The 16,165-nt window shown below is 45.7% G+C and carries 20 protein-coding genes; 13 read left to right on the top strand and 7 right to left on the bottom strand.

The window, feature by feature from the left end; genetic code table 11:
* The first annotated feature begins 152 nt into the window (after positions 1–152).
* The 8 genes from argS (at position 153) to rraA (ending at position 6,831) form a co-directional block, all read left to right on the top strand.
* Positions 153–1,907, top strand: coding sequence for an arginine--tRNA ligase (gene argS / locus ACYFDN_RS19175; protein WP_016399705.1), 1,755 nt, complete (start codon positions 153–155; stop codon positions 1,905–1,907).
* 2 nt (positions 1,908–1,909) lie between these two features.
* The gene (locus tag ACYFDN_RS19170; RefSeq protein WP_483512368.1) at positions 1,910–2,473 is read left to right on the top strand and encodes an SPOR domain-containing protein; all 564 of its coding nucleotides are present in this window, start codon (positions 1,910–1,912) and stop codon (positions 2,471–2,473) included.
* Between the two features lie 318 nt (positions 2,474–2,791).
* Positions 2,792–3,094: a PilZ domain-containing protein gene (locus ACYFDN_RS19165; protein WP_016399707.1), complete on the top strand. Its 303-nt coding sequence runs from the start codon at positions 2,792–2,794 to the stop codon at positions 3,092–3,094.
* 107 nt (positions 3,095–3,201) lie between these two features.
* Complete coding sequence (locus ACYFDN_RS19160; RefSeq protein WP_016399708.1) at positions 3,202–3,870, top strand: AAA family ATPase; 669 nt, start codon at positions 3,202–3,204, stop codon at positions 3,868–3,870.
* A complete protein-coding gene (locus ACYFDN_RS19155) occupies positions 3,857–4,180 on the top strand; it encodes a replication protein RepA (RefSeq protein ID WP_472589894.1) in 324 nt (107 codons plus the stop codon). The genes ACYFDN_RS19160 and ACYFDN_RS19155 overlap by 14 nt, the downstream gene beginning before the upstream one ends.
* Before the next feature lie 109 nt (positions 4,181–4,289).
* Positions 4,290–4,820 carry an ATP-dependent protease subunit HslV gene (gene hslV, locus ACYFDN_RS19150; RefSeq protein WP_016399711.1) on the top strand — a complete coding sequence of 177 codons (531 nt, stop codon included), beginning with the start codon at positions 4,290–4,292 and terminating at the stop codon, positions 4,818–4,820.
* A gap of 19 nt (positions 4,821–4,839) precedes the next feature.
* On the top strand, positions 4,840–6,171 hold the full coding sequence (gene hslU, locus ACYFDN_RS19145; protein WP_483512367.1) for an HslU--HslV peptidase ATPase subunit: 1,332 nt from the start codon (positions 4,840–4,842) through the stop codon (positions 6,169–6,171).
* Between the two features lie 171 nt (positions 6,172–6,342).
* Positions 6,343–6,831 (top strand): ribonuclease E activity regulator RraA, encoded by a 489-nt coding sequence (gene rraA, locus ACYFDN_RS19140; RefSeq protein ID WP_016399713.1) that lies wholly within the window; start codon positions 6,343–6,345, stop codon positions 6,829–6,831.
* Positions 6,832–6,847: 16 nt separating this feature from the next.
* Here the strand turns inward: rraA and ACYFDN_RS19135 are convergent, their stop codons facing one another.
* On the bottom strand, positions 6,848–7,054 hold the full coding sequence (locus tag ACYFDN_RS19135; RefSeq protein WP_016399714.1) for a cell division protein ZapB: 207 nt from the start codon (positions 7,052–7,054) through the stop codon (positions 6,848–6,850).
* A 192-nt stretch (positions 7,055–7,246) separates the two neighbouring features.
* Between ACYFDN_RS19135 and ACYFDN_RS19130 the strand changes: the two genes are divergently transcribed.
* A complete protein-coding gene (locus ACYFDN_RS19130) occupies positions 7,247–7,465 on the top strand; it encodes a DUF1653 domain-containing protein (RefSeq protein WP_483512366.1) in 219 nt (72 codons plus the stop codon).
* A 5-nt stretch (positions 7,466–7,470) separates the two neighbouring features.
* Here ACYFDN_RS19130 and cysE read toward each other — a convergent pair whose 3' ends face one another.
* The 3 genes from cysE to ACYFDN_RS19115 are packed head-to-tail and all read right to left on the bottom strand — an operon-like array spanning position 7,471 to position 9,693.
* Positions 7,471–8,277, bottom strand: coding sequence for a serine O-acetyltransferase (cysE, locus tag ACYFDN_RS19125; protein ID WP_016399716.1), 807 nt, complete (start codon positions 8,275–8,277; stop codon positions 7,471–7,473).
* Between the two features lie 9 nt (positions 8,278–8,286).
* Positions 8,287–9,189: a cation diffusion facilitator family transporter gene (locus ACYFDN_RS19120; protein WP_483512365.1), complete on the bottom strand. Its 903-nt coding sequence runs from the start codon at positions 9,187–9,189 to the stop codon at positions 8,287–8,289.
* A gap of 48 nt (positions 9,190–9,237) precedes the next feature.
* Positions 9,238–9,693, bottom strand: a complete 456-nt coding sequence (locus ACYFDN_RS19115; protein WP_483512364.1) for a Spy/CpxP family protein refolding chaperone — start codon at positions 9,691–9,693, stop codon at positions 9,238–9,240.
* Between the two features lie 160 nt (positions 9,694–9,853).
* Here ACYFDN_RS19115 and ACYFDN_RS19110 point away from each other — a divergent pair, with 160 nt between their 5' ends.
* The 4 genes from ACYFDN_RS19110 to ACYFDN_RS19095 are packed head-to-tail and all read left to right on the top strand — an operon-like array spanning position 9,854 to position 12,850.
* Positions 9,854–10,540, top strand: a complete 687-nt coding sequence (locus ACYFDN_RS19110; RefSeq protein ID WP_483512363.1) for a response regulator — start codon at positions 9,854–9,856, stop codon at positions 10,538–10,540.
* Between the two features lie 2 nt (positions 10,541–10,542).
* Positions 10,543–11,877, top strand: a complete 1,335-nt coding sequence (locus ACYFDN_RS19105; RefSeq protein WP_483512362.1) for an ATP-binding protein — start codon at positions 10,543–10,545, stop codon at positions 11,875–11,877.
* Positions 11,878–11,904: 27 nt separating this feature from the next.
* Entirely contained in the window at positions 11,905–12,369 is a 465-nt protein-coding gene (gene trmL, locus ACYFDN_RS19100) for a tRNA (uridine(34)/cytosine(34)/5-carboxymethylaminomethyluridine(34)-2'-O)-methyltransferase TrmL (protein ID WP_220719253.1), read from the top strand.
* Positions 12,370–12,397: 28 nt separating this feature from the next.
* Positions 12,398–12,850 (top strand): N-acetyltransferase family protein, encoded by a 453-nt coding sequence (locus ACYFDN_RS19095; protein WP_483512361.1) that lies wholly within the window; start codon positions 12,398–12,400, stop codon positions 12,848–12,850.
* Here the strand turns inward: ACYFDN_RS19095 and dinF are convergent.
* From dinF to ACYFDN_RS19080, 3 genes are all read right to left on the bottom strand, one after another.
* Positions 12,834–14,171: an MATE family efflux transporter DinF gene (gene dinF / locus ACYFDN_RS19090; protein WP_483512360.1), complete on the bottom strand. Its 1,338-nt coding sequence runs from the start codon at positions 14,169–14,171 to the stop codon at positions 12,834–12,836. The genes ACYFDN_RS19095 and dinF overlap by 17 nt on opposite strands.
* Positions 14,172–14,251: 80 nt before the next feature.
* The gene (gene cyoE / locus ACYFDN_RS19085; RefSeq protein WP_483512359.1) at positions 14,252–15,166 is read right to left on the bottom strand and encodes a heme o synthase; all 915 of its coding nucleotides are present in this window, start codon (positions 15,164–15,166) and stop codon (positions 14,252–14,254) included.
* Positions 15,144–16,160 carry a COX15/CtaA family protein gene (locus tag ACYFDN_RS19080; RefSeq protein WP_483512358.1) on the bottom strand — a complete coding sequence of 339 codons (1,017 nt, stop codon included), beginning with the start codon at positions 16,158–16,160 and terminating at the stop codon, positions 15,144–15,146. Before ACYFDN_RS19080 ends, cyoE begins: the two co-directional genes overlap by 23 nt.
* Positions 16,161–16,165: the final 5 nt, after the last annotated feature.

Here is a 16,165-nt window from a genome sequence, read left to right as displayed (position 1 = left end):
TCTCGCCAAGTGGCACCTAGGATCTTAGATGATTTCCCCTAGCTTCCAAAACTAAGGCTAATTAGCCCAGATAAGAGATAGTTTTCGTCACAAATTGTCGGTAAAATGCCCGCTTTGTACAATTTATTTACGCGAGATTGGTGCCAACCTACATGAAAGAGCTTATTCAACAACTTCTGGAACAAACGGTCACAGCCCTAAAACAACAGCAGGTGCTGCCTGAAGGATTCGAACCACGTATCCAAGTAGACCGAACCAAAGATAAAGCTCACGGTGATTTAGCCACCAACCTTGCGCTAATGGCTGCTAAGCCTGCGGGCAAAAACCCACGCGAGTTGGCTCAACTCATCGTAGATAACCTACCGGCTTCAGCCTTGGTAGAAAAAACTGCGATTGCGGGACCAGGCTTCATTAACTTCTACCTAAACAACGATTGGTTAGCATCGCAAGTTGAAGCTATGGCTAGCTCGCCAACCGCTAACGTTAAGCCTGCTGACAAAGCCCAAACTATTGTGGTGGATTACTCGGCGCCAAACGTAGCCAAAGAAATGCACGTTGGCCACTTGCGCTCAACCATTATTGGCGACGCTGTTGTTCGCACCTTAGAGTTTTTAGGTCACAAAGTGGTTCGCGCTAATCACATTGGCGACTGGGGTACTCAGTTTGGCATGCTAATCGCCAACCTAGAAGAAGTAGAGGCGCGTGGCACCGATGCTGGCGATATTGAATTAGCCGACTTAGAAGTATTTTACCGCGAATCTAAAGCACGCTACGACAGCGACGAAGTATTTGCCGAACGTGCCCGTAACTATGTAGTAAAACTGCAAAGTGGTGACGAGTACTGCAACACTATGTGGCGCAAACTGGTAGACATTACCCTTAGCCATAACCAAGCCGTTTACGACCGCTTAAATGTATCGTTAACCAAAGACGATGTGATGGGCGAGAGCATGTACAACCCCATGCTTAACGACGTGGTAGCCGATTTAAAACAACAAGGTTTAGCAGTAGAAGATAATGGCGCTACCGTGGTATTCCTTGATGAGTACAAAAACAAAGACGGCGACCCAATGGGTGTAATCATCCAGAAAAAAGATGGCGGCTTCTTGTATACCACCACCGACATCGCCTGTGCTAAATACCGCTACCAAAACCTTAATGCAGACCGCGTGCTGTACTTCATTGACTCACGCCAACACCAGCACCTGATGCAAGCTTGGAACATTGTTCGCAAAGCCGGCTACGTGCCAGAGGAAGTTCCATTAGAGCACCACGCCTTTGGAATGATGTTGGGCAAAGATGGTCGCCCATTTAAAACCCGTAGCGGCGGCACTGTTAAGTTAGTGGATTTATTAGAAGAAGCCGAGCAACGCGCGCAAACCATTGTGGCTGAAAAATCTCGCGATTTAGATGCAGAGCAACAAGTGGTAGCCGCTAAAGCGATTGCTATGGGTGCAGTAAAATACGCCGATTTATCTAAAAACCGTACTACCGACTACATTTTTGATTGGGAAAACATGCTGGCCTTTAACGGCAATACAGCTCCTTACTTGCAGTACGCTTATACCCGTATCCAATCCATTATTCGCCGCTCGGAAGTGGATGTAGCCAATTTGCAGCAAGCAATTAGCTTAGAGCAAGACGCCGAAATTGCATTAGCACAAAAGCTTATTCAATTTAGCGATGCGGTACATAACGTGGCTAACAAAGGCATGCCACACATGATGTGTAACTACCTCTACGAGTTAGCGGGTGCCTTCATGACCTTTTACGAGGCCTGCCCAATTCTTAAAGAAGACGTAGCAGCCGATACTAAATCTAGCCGTTTACGCCTAGCCTCGCTTACCGCCAAAGTTCTTGACCAAGGCCTATCACTACTAGGAATTGAAACCCTGGAACGTATGTAAGCATGGCCAAGGATTACGTAGGGCGTAGTAAGCCCAAGAAGCGCGCGGCTAAACCTAGCCGCCCGGTATCTAACAATAAACGTTTCCCTTTACCGCTAGCATTAGCGGTAATTGCGGCTATTGTGGGATTTGCAGCGTTGCTCTTTAATATTAAAGGCACAGCCCCAACCCCCGCACCAGAGCTAAGCGAGATAGTAAAACCTAAAGCAGCCACGCCCACTAAACCCAAAACAACGCTGCCCGAGCCACCTAAAGAACGTACTTACGTTAAAGAGCTAGAAGAGAAAAAGGTTGAAGTAGAGATTGCCGAGCAGTCCTCTAAACCAAGCAAGCCTTATCAAATGCAGTGTGCCTCTTTTCGCAGCCGAGATAAAGCCGAAGAAAGCAAAGCGCTTATCGCCTTTGCCGGCCTAGAAAGCCAAATTAGACGCACCGAAGGGAAAAACGGCGCATGGTATCGAGTGGTTTTAGGCCCTTACCCCACTAAACGCGACGCAGAACGTGCTCGACACATACTGCAGCGAGCCAAAATTAATGGCTGCCAAATTTGGCATTGGAACTTCTAAAACACCTACCAAACTAAATAAGCTGAATAATCCTAATTCAGCTTATTTTTTAATTAGTTAGAATCAAAGTAGTATTAAAGTTTTGTATTAACAATCGACCGTTAAAACAACTACTTTAGGGCACTATTTCAGCAAAAAATCCTCACCCTTTAGTGAAAAAGACAGAAAAAAACAACGCTAAGCAATTAAAAATATTAGTTATTTGAACTAGTTCTCAACTATGTTATAAAAATGTAGCTAGGCTAGTATGTTAGGAATAACTAAAATGCGGAATATCTATAAGCTTCAATCCGCGACTCGTAATAGGAACGCGATGAAATGGAAAACACGGAACTAGAGCAGCTCGACCGTCGTCGCTCAATGCGACTGGATTTAGAGAATGAGCCAGTGCAACTAACGTGGAAAGACGGCGAAGGCGAAGATCAAAGCATTGAAGCAACCTGCATAGATATCTCTCGACGTGGCATGTTGGTAAAACATAGCAACGATCTGCAAATAGGAACCAAGCTAAAAATACAATTTTCTGCGGGGCATAGTGATACCTCAGAAATGAAAGCCAAGGTTGCACGCTGTCACCGTAAAAATTTCTCCAGCTATCATATGTTTTTGTTATTACTATAGAAAAACCACCTGCACGAGCAAAACTGGCGAACTGTCTTATACTTATTATTACTTGTAGCAATCTTAACGAGATAAAAAACAACAAGTAGCGATAACAAGGAGCAGCCATGCTAATACTAGTAGGTGGAGAAAAAGGCGGCAGTGGCAAAAGCTGCCTCGCACAAAACATTGCTGTACACCTTAAAACCAGCCTAAATGCCAACATCTTGATGGTGGACTGCGACCCACAGCGCACTACCTCTGATTGGATTCAAGCCCGTAATGAAGATGAATCGCTACCAGGCATCAATTGCATTCAGCTTTACGGCAAGATCCGCAAAGACCTATTAAGCCTAGAAGGTGGCTACGACTTTGTAATTGTTGATTGTGGCGGCCAAGATAACCTCGCCATGCGCGCCGCTATGTCGGTTGCAAAATACGTACTTATTCCATTGCGTCCAAAACGCCGCGATTTAAAAACCTTACCGCACATGGAAGACATGCTTAGCACCTGTAAAATGGTTAACCCAAAAATGGTTGCCAGCTTTGTCATCACCCAGTGCCCCGCTTTACCTAGCCAAGTACAACGCATACTTGATGCAAAAGACGTTTGCCGCTCCTTTGGTCTACACGTACTAGACTCTGTCACCTTCTCTCGCAACATTTATGACGATAGCGAAGAAAGTGGCCGCTCGGTGATTGAAATAGAGCAGGATGGTAAAGCCGCGGCGGAAATAGCCGCCATTGTTGATGAGTTATTTGCGATCCAACAAGAAGACTCTCATGAGTTTAACTGATCTTAAAAAGCGCTCTAAACAAACCGTTAAGCGCAACAAAGTAAGTGTTGACCAGTTTATTGAAGACGCCGATAACTATGCACAGGGTAAACCTAGCACTGCAAATAAACTGACAAGCGAGGCTAAACCTACAACAAATTTCCGCCACTGTACTTTTACCTTCGATGCACCAGCAATTAGCCACTTACAACAAGCTTCCCAGCAACATAAAGTGGCTAAATCTAAACTACTTAGGCTGCTACTAAAGCAATTCGACTCGCTCAGCCCTCAGCAGCAACAAGCCCTGTTAGAGCAGAACCAAGAGCGCTAAAACCGCGCTGTTTTTTAGATTACACCTTGAAAACGCTGCTACTCCCCCCCATTTCACAGTTATAGCCAAGCTAACGCTGCAAGTTAGCTCAACAAACTGAGGAAATAACGTGACTACTATCGTCTCCGTACGCCGCAACGGCAAAGTGATCATTGCTGGCGATGGCCAAGTCTCCCTTGGCAACACCGTAATGAAAGGCAACGCCAAAAAAGTGCGCCGCCTATATCACGGAAAAGTACTCGCTGGATTTGCAGGTGGTACTGCAGATGCTTTCACCCTATTTGAGCGTTTTGAAGCTAAGCTAGAAATGCACCAAGGCCACTTAACAAAAGCAGCAGTAGAGCTTGCCAAAGACTGGCGAACCGACCGAATGCTGCGCAAGCTAGAAGCGTTGCTTGCAGTAGCCGACAGCGAAGCGTCACTAATTATCACCGGCAACGGTGACGTAGTGCAGCCAGAACACGACCTGATTGCTATTGGCTCTGGCGGGCCATTTGCCCAGTCTGCTGCATTAGCATTACTTGAAAATACCGAGCTAGGCGCACGCGAAATTGCTGAGAAAAGCCTTACCATCGCTGGAAACATCTGTGTGTTTACCAACCTAAACCACACTATTGAAGAATTAGACGCCAAAGCCTAAGGCTTTGCAGGAAGAAATTATGTCGGAAATGACCCCAAGAGAAATTGTCTCAGAATTAGACAACCATATTATTGGCCAAAGTGACGCTAAGCGTGCGGTAGCGATTGCTCTGCGTAACCGCTGGCGTCGTATGCAACTTGATAACGAGTTGCGCCAAGAAGTGACCCCAAAAAACATCTTAATGATTGGCCCAACGGGTGTAGGTAAAACCGAGATTGCTCGTCGTTTAGCCAAACTAGCCAACGCGCCGTTTATTAAGGTAGAAGCGACCAAGTTCACCGAAGTGGGCTACGTAGGTAAAGAAGTTGAAACCATTATTCGTGATTTAGCTGATGTTGCGTTTAAAATCACCCGCGAACAAGAAACCGAAAAATTCCGCTTTCGCGCCGAAGACCAAGCCGAAGACCGCATACTAGATGCCTTACTTCCGCCTGCTAAAGACACTTTTGGTCACGAAGAAGACACCAAAGAAAACTCGACTCGCCAAACATTTCGTAAAAAGCTACGTGAAGGTCAGCTCGATGACAAAGAGATCGAAATCGATGTAGCTCAACCACAAGTTGGTGTAGAGATCATGGCGCCTCCTGGTATGGAAGAAATGACCAACCAGCTGCAAGGCATGTTCCAAAACCTTTCGGGCAACAAAGACAGCAAGAAGCGCAAACTCAAGATCAAAGAAGCCTTTAAGCTTTTGGTTGAAGAAGAAGCAGCCAAAATGGTTAACCCAGAAGAGCTTAAAGAAAAAGCCCTGCATGCGGTAGAAAACAACGGCATCGTGTTTCTAGATGAAATTGATAAGATTTGTAAACGCGCCGATACCTCAGGCCCAGATGTAAGCCGCGAAGGTGTGCAGCGAGACCTATTACCTTTGGTAGAAGGTTCAACGGTAAGTACCAAACACGGCATGGTGAAAACCGACCACATTTTGTTTATTGCCTCTGGTGCTTTCCAAGTGGCTAAACCTTCAGACCTAATCCCTGAACTACAAGGCCGTTTGCCGATTCGTGTAAACCTTAGCGCTTTAAGTGCCGAAGATTTTGTCCGTATTCTTACCGAGCCAAATGCCTCTTTAACCGAGCAGTACAAAGCCTTAATGGCCACTGAAGGTTTAGACATCGAGTTTACCGAAGACGGTATTCGCCGAATCGCTAATGCGGCATGGCAAGTAAACGAGCGTACCGAAAACATTGGTGCTCGCCGCTTGCACACGGTAATGGAAAAGCTGATGGAAGAGCTAAGCTTTATTGCCTCAGACAATGCAGGCCAAACCATCGTGATTGATGCCGATTACGTGACTAAGTACCTAGATGATTTAGTAGCAGATGAAGATTTAAGTCGCTTTATTTTGTAAGCATCGCGTTAAGTCTTTTATCAAGCCGCCAGATTGGCGGCTTTTTTGCACCTGCCATTTACATCAACGCTCATTAAGTCCTAAGTAAAAGACTTGATATTTCTTAATTGAAAACGGCAACTTAGGGTTTATACTGGTAGCGATTATTCGGGCCAATTTAGGATCCAGACCATGGAATATAATACCTCTGAACTTTGTGACCTTTATGCAGATACGGTTGACGTTGTTGAACCGATGTTTGCCAGCTATGGTGGCAGAAACGCTTTTGGGGGCGAAATTACCACCATTAAGTGCTTTGAAAATGCCGGCTTAATTGCTCAGGTAGTTCAAGAGTCTGGAACTGGCCGAGTATTGTTGATTGATGGCGGTGGTTCGCTACGTCGAGCCTTGGTAGATGAAAGCATCGCCGAAACGGCCGCCGACAATGAATGGGACGGTATTATTGTTTACGGTTGCGTGCGTGATGTAGATGCGCTGGAAGACTTAGACATAGGCATTCAAGCCCTAGCCTCTATTCCTGTAGGCGCTGATGCAGAAGATGAAACCGGCGATGTGAACATTCCGGTTAACTTTGGTGGCGTGACCTTCCTTCCAGAAGATCACATTTATGCAGATACCACCGGGGTAATTTTATCGCCAGAGCCGCTAGATATAGAATAAGCGCTCAAGCAACTCATTATTCGGCGTGAACGTCTTCAATACGGCCTAGTAAGGCTTTAAGACGTTCTTGCCAAGCTTGTTGCTCCTGCACTAAACGGCCGTTCTCGTCGTTTAACTTGCTGTTTTGCTCTTTAAGCTCGTCAATTTCCATACGTAATAGTTCGATGCTATCAACTGCAACCTGAACTTTTGCTTCTAATTTTTCTAATACATCAAAAGACATTAATATTTCTCCCGTTAATTCCGTCTCAAAGCCAACTCAGCTTATTTTTGTTGAGTCAGTCATCATGGATATATGAACGCTAGTTAGTGTTCACCTACTGATGGTGACTGCTTTTAAAGCAGCATACTCTTGTCATCTATAGCCAACAAGGGTAGAAATGTATTTCCCTAACTAGTTGTTGAATAAATAATCATGAATTTACAAAAAGGCCGTTATCGTCACTACAAAGGCCCAGAATACCAAGTTATTGATACTGCAATACACTCAGAAACAGAAGAAGTATTGGTGCTTTACAAGCCTTTATATGGTGAAGGGAAACTATGGGTAAGACCCTACGATATGTTTTTTGAAAACGTGGAGTTTGAAGGTAAGCAAGTGCCTCGATTTGCATTAATCGAAGCACAAGAGTAACTAGGTTAAATATTTTGCCCCATATCAATGGCTGGCATGTCGCAGCTAGGCGTGCCAACCACTTTTGCCGGTACGCCAGCAACTGTAGTATGAGCTGGAACAGACTCTAATACTACGCTACCCGCACCTACTTTAGCGCCGCGGCCAACTTCAATGTTACCAAGGATTTTAGCTCCGGCCCCAATCAATACACCGCGACGAATTTTTGGGTGGCGGTCACCACGATCTTTACCGGTACCACCTAAAGTTACCGACTGCAAAATTGAAACTTCGTCTTCAATAACCGCAGTTTCACCCACGACAATACCGGTGGCATGATCGAGCATGATGCCTTTACCAATGGTTGCAGCTGGGTGAATATCAACCGCAAATACCGCTGAGATTTGATTTTGCATATAACGGGCTAAAGCTAGTCTGCCCTTATGCCAAAGCCAATTTGCTACTCGATGGCCCTGCAAGGCATGAAAGCCTTTTAAGTAAAGTAACGGGATGGCGTAGTATTTTACTGCCGGATCTCGGTCTTTTACCGCAACAATGTCTGCGGCTACGGCTTCTAAAATACCAGGATCGGCCAACAAAGCTTCTTCAATAAACTCTCGCAATAAAATCGCTTGAACCGTTGAGCTGTCAAGCTTACTCGCAAGCTGAAAACTTAATGCAGAAGACAAACTGTGATGATTTAGAATGGTGGAGTAAAAGAAACTCGATAGCATTGGCTCGTCTGCCGCCATGCGGGTTGCTTCATCACGGATTTGTAACCATACCGTCTCAGCTAGAGTTTGTTTGATTTGATAATCCTTTACCTTTGCCACTACTTCACCTTACTCAAGATCTAATTTCTTTTCTTGCGGAACCACCGATTGAGGGTCTTGGTGGATCAATACATCAGCTTCCGGCCACTCGGCCATAAAAGCAGCTTCAACCTCATCGGCAATTCTATGCGCCTCATACAGGCTAAGCTTATCATCAAGCTCTAAATGAAGTTGTATAAATTTTGTATGCCCAGATTGGCGAGTACGAATATCATGAGCACCTAGTACCCCTTCAACCGCTAAAGCAGAGCTAAGCACTTGTTTTTGAAAGGCCTCTGGAAGCTGCCTGTCCAATAGATTTTGTACCGACTCTTTACCAATGCCAAAGGCGCCGTAACAGATATAAAAAGCAATAAGCACAGCAAACAAGCCATCAGCCCAATACCAACCATAAAAGCTAAGCAGTAAAGCCACCAGCACCGCAATGTTCATGTATATGTCCATGGCATAGTGCATCGAATCGGCTTTAATTACCGCGTTATTGGTTTTAGCGATAACGTAGCGCTGGAACATAACTAAGGCAAAGGTGATAACAGTAGAAATTACCATAACCGTAATACCAACAGTACTGTGCTCAATGGCTTTGGGGTGTAGCAATTCACTCACGCCGCCAAACATCAGCATTAAGGCCGAACCAGTAATAAAGGCCGCTTGCGCAAGACCAGCTAAATGCTCTGCCTTACCATGGCCAAAACTGTGTTCTTTGTCGGGGGGCTGCAGGGCATAGCGCACTGCTAGAAGGTTCACTAAAGACATAGCAATGTCCATTAGTGAATCAATTAAGGAAGCAAGAATACTTACCGCGCCAGTATATAAAAATGCGGCGCTTTTAATAACAAGCAAGGTCACCGCTACACAAGTTGCAACCCATGTAGCTAAGGTGACCAAGCGCTGATAACGTTGCTTATCCACTTTACAAATTCTTTGGAAGATTTTGTAAAGTATAACGTTTAGTGCATGTTAAAGTTGAGCTTTTTTATCGCCCTTCCGCATACGCTTTTGCTGTTTTTCCATCTTTTTAGCGCTTAACTCTTGGTATTTCTGCTGTTGCTCAGGGGTTAATACTTGATAAATTTCCTGTTGAGCTTGCAGCATATTCATCATGCGAGTTTGATGATTAGCTTGCTGCACATCAATAAAGGCTTGAGCGGCACCTTCGTCAAAACTGGCTGCGGTGATAATTTCCATACGCTGTTGATACATCGCTTGACGCTGTTCAGCATTGGCTTGAGGTTTATGCTGCTGCATAATCTCTTTAACTTGAGCCTTTTGCTCATCAGTTAAATCTAACTGCTTCATCATCTTCATGGCTGGATGGCCGCCACGTTGCTTACCTTCACCATTAGATTTAGCAGCAAAGGCTACAGGGGCAACAACAAGTGCGCCAACAAGGGTAGTAACTAGTAACTTTTTCATTTTCTTTCCTCGGGTCTGTTCGGTCATTTGTAGTCTACAAAAGCCAATGCAAACTAACCGCAGCAAAGTGTAAAGCTATGTAAAAGGCGAACATTAAGCACGGCAAAGCGCTGTGAGTTTTGTACAATTTGCTTATTAATGTTGAATAGAGAATCGCCCAGTGGATTTACTACTTATAGATGACGACAAAGAACTGACCGAGTTACTCGGCGAACTCTTAGAACTAGAGGGATTTAGTTGTGAGGTATGCAACGACGGCTTAAGCGGCCTAACCAAGCTAGCAGAAAAGCGTTACGACTTAGTACTGCTCGATGTAATGATGCCGGGTAAAAACGGCTTCGAAGTATTAAAAGAATTGCGTAAAGACAACCAGCAACCGGTATTAATGCTTACTGCCAAAGGTGATGAGATAGACCGAGTACTGGGTTTAGAGTTAGGCGCCGACGACTACTTAGCCAAACCCTTCAGCGAGCGAGAATTGCTAGCGCGTATAAGAGCGATTTTACGTCGCACTCAAAACAGTCCACCAGCCGATGCCAAACAAGACCTTATTTGCCACCAAGATCTGACCCTCTCGGTTGCTAAACAGCAAGTACACTGTGATGAGCAAGAGTTAGAGCTCACCAGTACCGAGCTGTTATTGCTACAACACTTGCTAGAGCAGCCAGGCAAGCTATTAGAAAAGGATAGTCTGAATCAAAAAGTATTGGGTAAACGCCTACAAGCGTTTGATCGCAGCTTGGATATGCACATTAGTAATTTACGTAAAAAGATCCCTGCTCGCAAAGACCAACTGCCGCGTATTAAAACGGTGAGAGGCAAAGGTTACATGTGGTTAGAGTGGTAATAATGAAGCGCTTAATCAACAATCTGTTTGTAAAAATCTTCATCTCATTTTGGATGATTTTGCTGGTTACGGCCTTTGTGTCGATTAACCTGTCCAGAATGCTTAGCGAAGACAACTTCAAAGCGCCTAAATGGGCGATAAAAAACTTACATGAATTTGCCCTACGTATAGAGCGTAACCCTGAACGCATGTTAAGCCCGCGTTTAGAGCCCCACCTTAAATCACGTTTTGGTAAACCCTTTATCGTTAATAGCGAAGGCGAAGTGGTAAACCATGAAAACATCAGCCGGGGCATGAGGCGCTTTTTAGTTAACCACGATAACATTGAAGACCCTCGAATAATGCTCGATAAAAAGCACATTTTAATTGGTCCGCAAGCGCTTACAATCGATAACCAGCGTTATCTGCTCTACATAGAGCGCCGAAGTAACCCAGAACAGCTGCACGCTATCCGTAACTTTGGTGTATCGCCGTGGTTTTTGTCGCTAGTAGCCGTGGGCTTGAGTTTAGCGCTTTGTTTCTTACTAACCCGCCACATCGTAAGGCCACTTAAAAAACTGCAATCTGCCGCGAATAAGGTGTCACTGGGATATTTAGATACACCGTTGCCGGAGATCAATCGTGGTGATGAAATTGGTCAACTGTCTGATAGCTTGCAGAGAATGGTAGACACCCTTAATCAAGCCATTAGCAACCAACAACGCCTGCTTAGCGATATTTCTCACGAGCTTCGCTCGCCGCTTACTCGCTTAAACATGGCACTCGCGCTACATAAAAAACGCCAGCAAGTGACTCCCGAAGTGGAACGAATTGAGCGAGAATCGCAACGCCTAGCCGAAATGATTGACGCCTTGCTATCTTTATCGCGTATGCAAGTTAACGCCAAACAACAAAAAATGACTTTGCAGGAACTCATTGAAGACTTAGTTAGCGATTGTGAGTTTGAAGCAGAACAGTTAAACAAACAGTTTAGTGCCAACTACCCGCAACAACTGAGTGTAATTTGTTACCCAGAGCTACTCGCATCGGCACTTGAGAACGTTTGTCGCAACGCCCTTAAATACGCAGACCGTAAGGTTAAACTAAGCGCTAGTGTGCAAGACAACTTGCTCACCTTGATTGTGCGAGATGACGGCCCAGGCCTTCCAGATGACGAATTAAATAGCATTTTTCGACCATTTTATCGTAGCGGTGAAGCACGAGACCGTGACAGTGGCGGGGTGGGTTTAGGCTTGGCGATTGCCGAATCTGCGATTCGCCAACACGGTGGTAGCATTAGTGCCAGCAATCATTCGCGTAAAGGGCTAGAAGTTAGCCTACGCTTGCCACTACAATAGCGCTTTTCGCAGCCACTTGGATTAATCATGATTAACATTGTGCTATATCAACCAGAAATACCGCAAAACACCGGCGCAATTATCCGTTTAGCGGCGAACAGCGGTTGTAACTTACATCTTATCGAGCCTTTAGGTTTCGCCTGGGATGATAAAAAAGTTAAACGTGCCGGCTTGGACTACCACGAGTTTGCCGAAGTAAAACGCCACCCAGACTACCAAGCCTTCTTAAACAGCGAGCAGCCTAAGCGCTTGCTTGCTTGTACCACCAAAGGCAGCGGTTTTCATAGTGACTTTGCTTTTGAAGCTGGTGATTATCTAATGTTTGGCCCAGAAACACGCGGCCTACCCGATGAAGTGCTAAATGAGATAGATGGTCAATTTAGGCTGCGTATTCCAATGTTGGCCGATAGCCGCAGCATGAACTTATCTAATGCTGTATCGGTATTTGTTTACGAAGCTTGGCGCCAACTAGGCTATGTAGACGGCGTATAACTAAGCCAATACTAAAGGTGTTCAGGCCGTGCAAATACGTGATTACCAACACAGCGATCTGAACACCATTATTAACATTTACAACCTTTCTAAACTCGACGAGTTACGCTTTGAGCAAAATACATTTAGTCTTCTGCCATTAACTCAAGATCAGCAACGTTTCGCCTCTCTCAAACAATCAACTATTTTTGTCTATCAAACCGATAAGGTAGTGGCTTATGGCGCGCACCAAGGCTCGGTGATAAGCGCTTTGTTTGTCCATCCCGACGCTCGAGGTAAAGGGTTCGGCAAACAACTGCTAGAGCACCTGTTAAACAATATCAACTACACTACCCGCTTATATGTTGCCAAAAGCAATTGGCCTGCCAAAGCGCTCTACCAAGATCATGGTTTTGTTGTCAGCGATACCTTTCAAACCAGCTACAATGGCGTTGCGGTAATCGCCAACGAAATGCTTCGCTCAGTTAAGCCTCATGCTTAAACCAGCGCTGGCTCTTTAAAGCCTGGTAATAAACCCACCCCAAGCTCAATCCTCTAATTGCCATAAAACCACACATCGCCAACCATAGAGCATGGTTCCCCCAACTTTGAGTAAACCACCAAAGCGGAAAGAACCCGGCGAAACTAGCCAATAACATCGAGTTACGCATAATGCGCCCCTCAGAGGTGGCAATGAAAACCCCATCTAAGATAAAGCACCACACCGAGACTAACGGCAGCAAAATCATCCAATTAAGATAGCTAGCCGCAGTGCTGCGGATTTCGGGTATATCGGTAAGCAACGCAACCAGTTGCTCACCCAGTACTCCAAAAACCAAACTAAAGCCAATGCCCGCCACTAAGGCTAACTGCAAACACTGTTTAATCGTTACCACAAACAAGGCGCGGTCATTTTTGCCCTTTGCTTTACCCGCTAAGGCTTCTACGGCGTAAGCTAAACCATCTAAAGCAAAAGAAACAAACATCAAGAAGTTAAGTAATACTGCGTTGGCCGCAACAATGTGGTCGCCCAAACGCGAGCCTTGAAAAGTGATGAAGGCAAAACAAGCTTGCAAGGCAAGTGAGCGCAAAAATATGTCTCGGTTTAGCGAGAATAATCCCGCCAAATGCTGGCGGTTAAAATCGGCCCAACAATCCTTTAACGACGGTAAGGCATTAAATCGTGTTAAAAACTGTTTGCGGCACAACGCCAAACCAACAGCCAATGAGAAATAATCGGCAATCACGCTGGCTAAAGCAGCCCCCTGCACTTTCCAATCTAGCCCCACAACAAACAGCACATCCAAGGCAATGTTAGTGGTATTGGCTACAATCAGCAGTAACATGGGGGCTCGAGCGTTTTGCATGCCCAATAACCACCCCAACAACACTAAGTTAAGCAGTGCCGCTGGCGCGCCCCAAATACGGGTAGAAAAATACTGCGCCGCATAATATTGAACTTGTTCACTACCACCGGCTAAAGCCAAACCAAGTTGCAATATTGGTTGGCTAAGTAGCAGTAAGGCCAATCCAATAAGCACAGCAATGCAGGCAGAGTTAAAGCCTATTCGCTGTAAAGCTAGCTGGTCATCTGCACCAAAAGCTTGCGCACTTAAGCCTGTGGTCGACATGCGCAAAAAGCCACATAACCAATACACCAGGCTAATCATCATTGAGCCTAAGGCAACCCCACCAAGATAATAAGCATGATCTAAATGGCCAATAACAGCGGTGTCCACCAGCCCCAATAAAGGAATAGTGATGTTAGATAAAATCATTGGCACGGCAATGGCCGCAATGGCGGAAAAACGCGAAACAGACATGAAAGGGAAACTAAGCAGGCGATAGCGAGAGTGTAAGAGTTAGTTACACTCTCGGCAAGCCTTTAAAAGCTAGGGGCTGTTTATAGCAAAGCAAACAACCAATGGTCTGCCAACAAGGCAACAAACAACAACATCAAATACACTATCGAGAAGGCAAATAGGCGCATTGCGTCACGCTGGTTATCCCCCTTATACAGTCGCCAAGCTAAGTGCATAAAACGCAGGTTAAGTGCACAACTTAACACGAGGTAAAGCACCCCACTCATGCCCACTAAAAAGGGTAGCCAAGCAACAGCGAACAGCAGCAGAGAATAAAGAACTATCAACTTTTTGGTAAAGCCCACACCGTGGGTAACCGGCAGCATTGGAATATTAACCTTGGCGTAATCTTCACGGCGAGCAATGGCCAAGGCCCAAAAGTGTGGCGGAGTCCAAGTGAATATCAGCATTACTAGCAATAAGGGCTCAGCCGATATGGCGTTGTTTACTGCCGTCCATCCCAACAATGGAGGCATAGCGCCAGCCAAGCCGCCAATTACAATGTTTTGCGGCGTTGCTCGTTTAAGCCAGAGGGTATAAATCACCGCATACCCCACTAAGCTAGCTGCAGTTAGCCAAGCAGTCAGTGGATTAACCCACCAATACAACATGGCAAAACCTACCACTGATAACAGTGAGGCCCATAGCAAGGCCTGCCAATTGGCTATCGCACCAGTGGGTAAAGGGCGTTTGTGAGTGCGCGCCATTGCCGCATCTGCTTCACTATCAATGTAGTGATTAAAGGCGGCAGCGCCCGCAGCCATTAAACCAATGCCTAAGTTACCTATTAGTAAAGCTTGCCAAGGCGGCAAACCAGAAGTCGCCAAACATGCTCCTACCACCGCAGTGAGCACAATAAGGGCGACCACTTTGGGTTTGGTAAGTTTGTATAAGGCGCGCCAATTAATGCCTTTGTTGAGTGAACTTGGCGGGTTAAGCGTGTTCAACTTCGCCATAATGCGTCTCCTTTTGCTCAACGAATGTTGCTACGGCCGCACCCTGATAGTGAGCCAAGATTAAACTTATTAGACTTAACAACAGCATGGCAGCCACTAAGTTATGTGCCACAGCTATCGCCAAGGGTACTTGCCAAAGCACATTGGCAACGCCTAAACCGACTTGAGTAAACAATATAAAAATCAGCCTAGAGGCGCGCCCTCGTTCCATATCACTATGTCGTCGCTGAATGTAACTTAGCGCCAGAATGAACAAGTAAATGGCAGTTACGCCTGCCCAAATACGATGGGTAACATGAATGGTTTTGCGCTGTTCATGACTAAGCACACCAAATTCGTAATCATTGCCAGTAGCAAGCGGCAGCGGATCAAATGCATCCAGCTGATAAGAGCTTAGCCACTCTTCATGGCAAAGCGGCAAGCCCTGACAAGAAATGGCCGAGTAGTTAGCCGATGTCCAGCCACCTAATGCTATTTGCACAACTAGTACCAATAAACCTAGCCACAACCAACGGCCACTTCGCTGGGGCTTAGCTAATGGACGTTTTGCAATCATCAACCAAGTAAACAATAAAGCCAGCATTGAGAAACCACCTAGTAGGTGGCCCATAACTACAATGGGCATTAAACCAAGTGTTACCGTGAGCATGCCTAATATGGCTTGAAAGCCAATAAGCAGCACCGAGGCTAGCGCCCAAAAGCGGTGTTGCTTTTGCCAAAATGCCAGCGCAGCTAGTCCCACCACTAGCAAACCTAAACCGCCAGCAAAGTAGCGATGAATCATCTCATTCCAGGCTTTGTGCGCTTCTAGCGGCCGCTCTGGATAAGCACTAGCAGCGTGTTGAATATGCTCTTCACTTTGTGGAACCACTAACTGCCCATAACAGCCAGGCCAATCGGGGCAACCTAAACCAGCATCAGTTAAGCGAGTGAATGCGCCTAAACCAATGACAACAACGGCAAGTAAAATAGCGGCAATTAATCCCTTTTGCATATGCT

The sequence above is a fragment of the Agarivorans sp. D1326 genome (genome assembly GCF_056958115.1).
Note: the sequence above shows the minus strand (reverse complement) of the source record. Positions and strands in the feature narration are given on the sequence as shown.

Excerpts from the sequence above, each read along its gene's own strand:
- dinF (WP_483512360.1), bottom strand. The coding sequence starts at position 14,171 with ATGTCTGTTTCGCGTTTTTCCGCCATTGCGGCCATTGCCGTGCCAATG.
- ACYFDN_RS19130 (WP_483512366.1), top strand. The coding sequence starts at position 7,247 with ATGAATTTACAAAAAGGCCGTTATCGTCACTACAAAGGCCCAGAATAC.
- ACYFDN_RS19080 (WP_483512358.1), bottom strand. The coding sequence starts at position 16,160 with ATGCAAAAGGGATTAATTGCCGCTATTTTACTTGCCGTTGTTGTCATT.
- ACYFDN_RS19115 (WP_483512364.1), bottom strand. The coding sequence starts at position 9,693 with ATGAAAAAGTTACTAGTTACTACCCTTGTTGGCGCACTTGTTGTTGCC.
- rraA (WP_016399713.1), top strand. The coding sequence starts at position 6,343 with ATGGAATATAATACCTCTGAACTTTGTGACCTTTATGCAGATACGGTT.
- ACYFDN_RS19160 (WP_016399708.1), top strand. The coding sequence starts at position 3,202 with ATGCTAATACTAGTAGGTGGAGAAAAAGGCGGCAGTGGCAAAAGCTGC.
- ACYFDN_RS19165 (WP_016399707.1), top strand. The coding sequence starts at position 2,792 with ATGGAAAACACGGAACTAGAGCAGCTCGACCGTCGTCGCTCAATGCGA.
- ACYFDN_RS19155 (WP_472589894.1), top strand. The coding sequence starts at position 3,857 with ATGAGTTTAACTGATCTTAAAAAGCGCTCTAAACAAACCGTTAAGCGC.
- argS (WP_016399705.1), top strand. The coding sequence starts at position 153 with ATGAAAGAGCTTATTCAACAACTTCTGGAACAAACGGTCACAGCCCTA.
- ACYFDN_RS19170 (WP_483512368.1), top strand. The coding sequence starts at position 1,910 with ATGGCCAAGGATTACGTAGGGCGTAGTAAGCCCAAGAAGCGCGCGGCT.
- trmL (WP_220719253.1), top strand. The coding sequence starts at position 11,905 with ATGATTAACATTGTGCTATATCAACCAGAAATACCGCAAAACACCGGC.
- ACYFDN_RS19105 (WP_483512362.1), top strand. The coding sequence starts at position 10,543 with ATGAAGCGCTTAATCAACAATCTGTTTGTAAAAATCTTCATCTCATTT.
- ACYFDN_RS19135 (WP_016399714.1), bottom strand. The coding sequence starts at position 7,054 with ATGTCTTTTGATGTATTAGAAAAATTAGAAGCAAAAGTTCAGGTTGCA.
- cyoE (WP_483512359.1), bottom strand. The coding sequence starts at position 15,166 with ATGGCGAAGTTGAACACGCTTAACCCGCCAAGTTCACTCAACAAAGGC.
- hslU (WP_483512367.1), top strand. The coding sequence starts at position 4,840 with ATGTCGGAAATGACCCCAAGAGAAATTGTCTCAGAATTAGACAACCAT.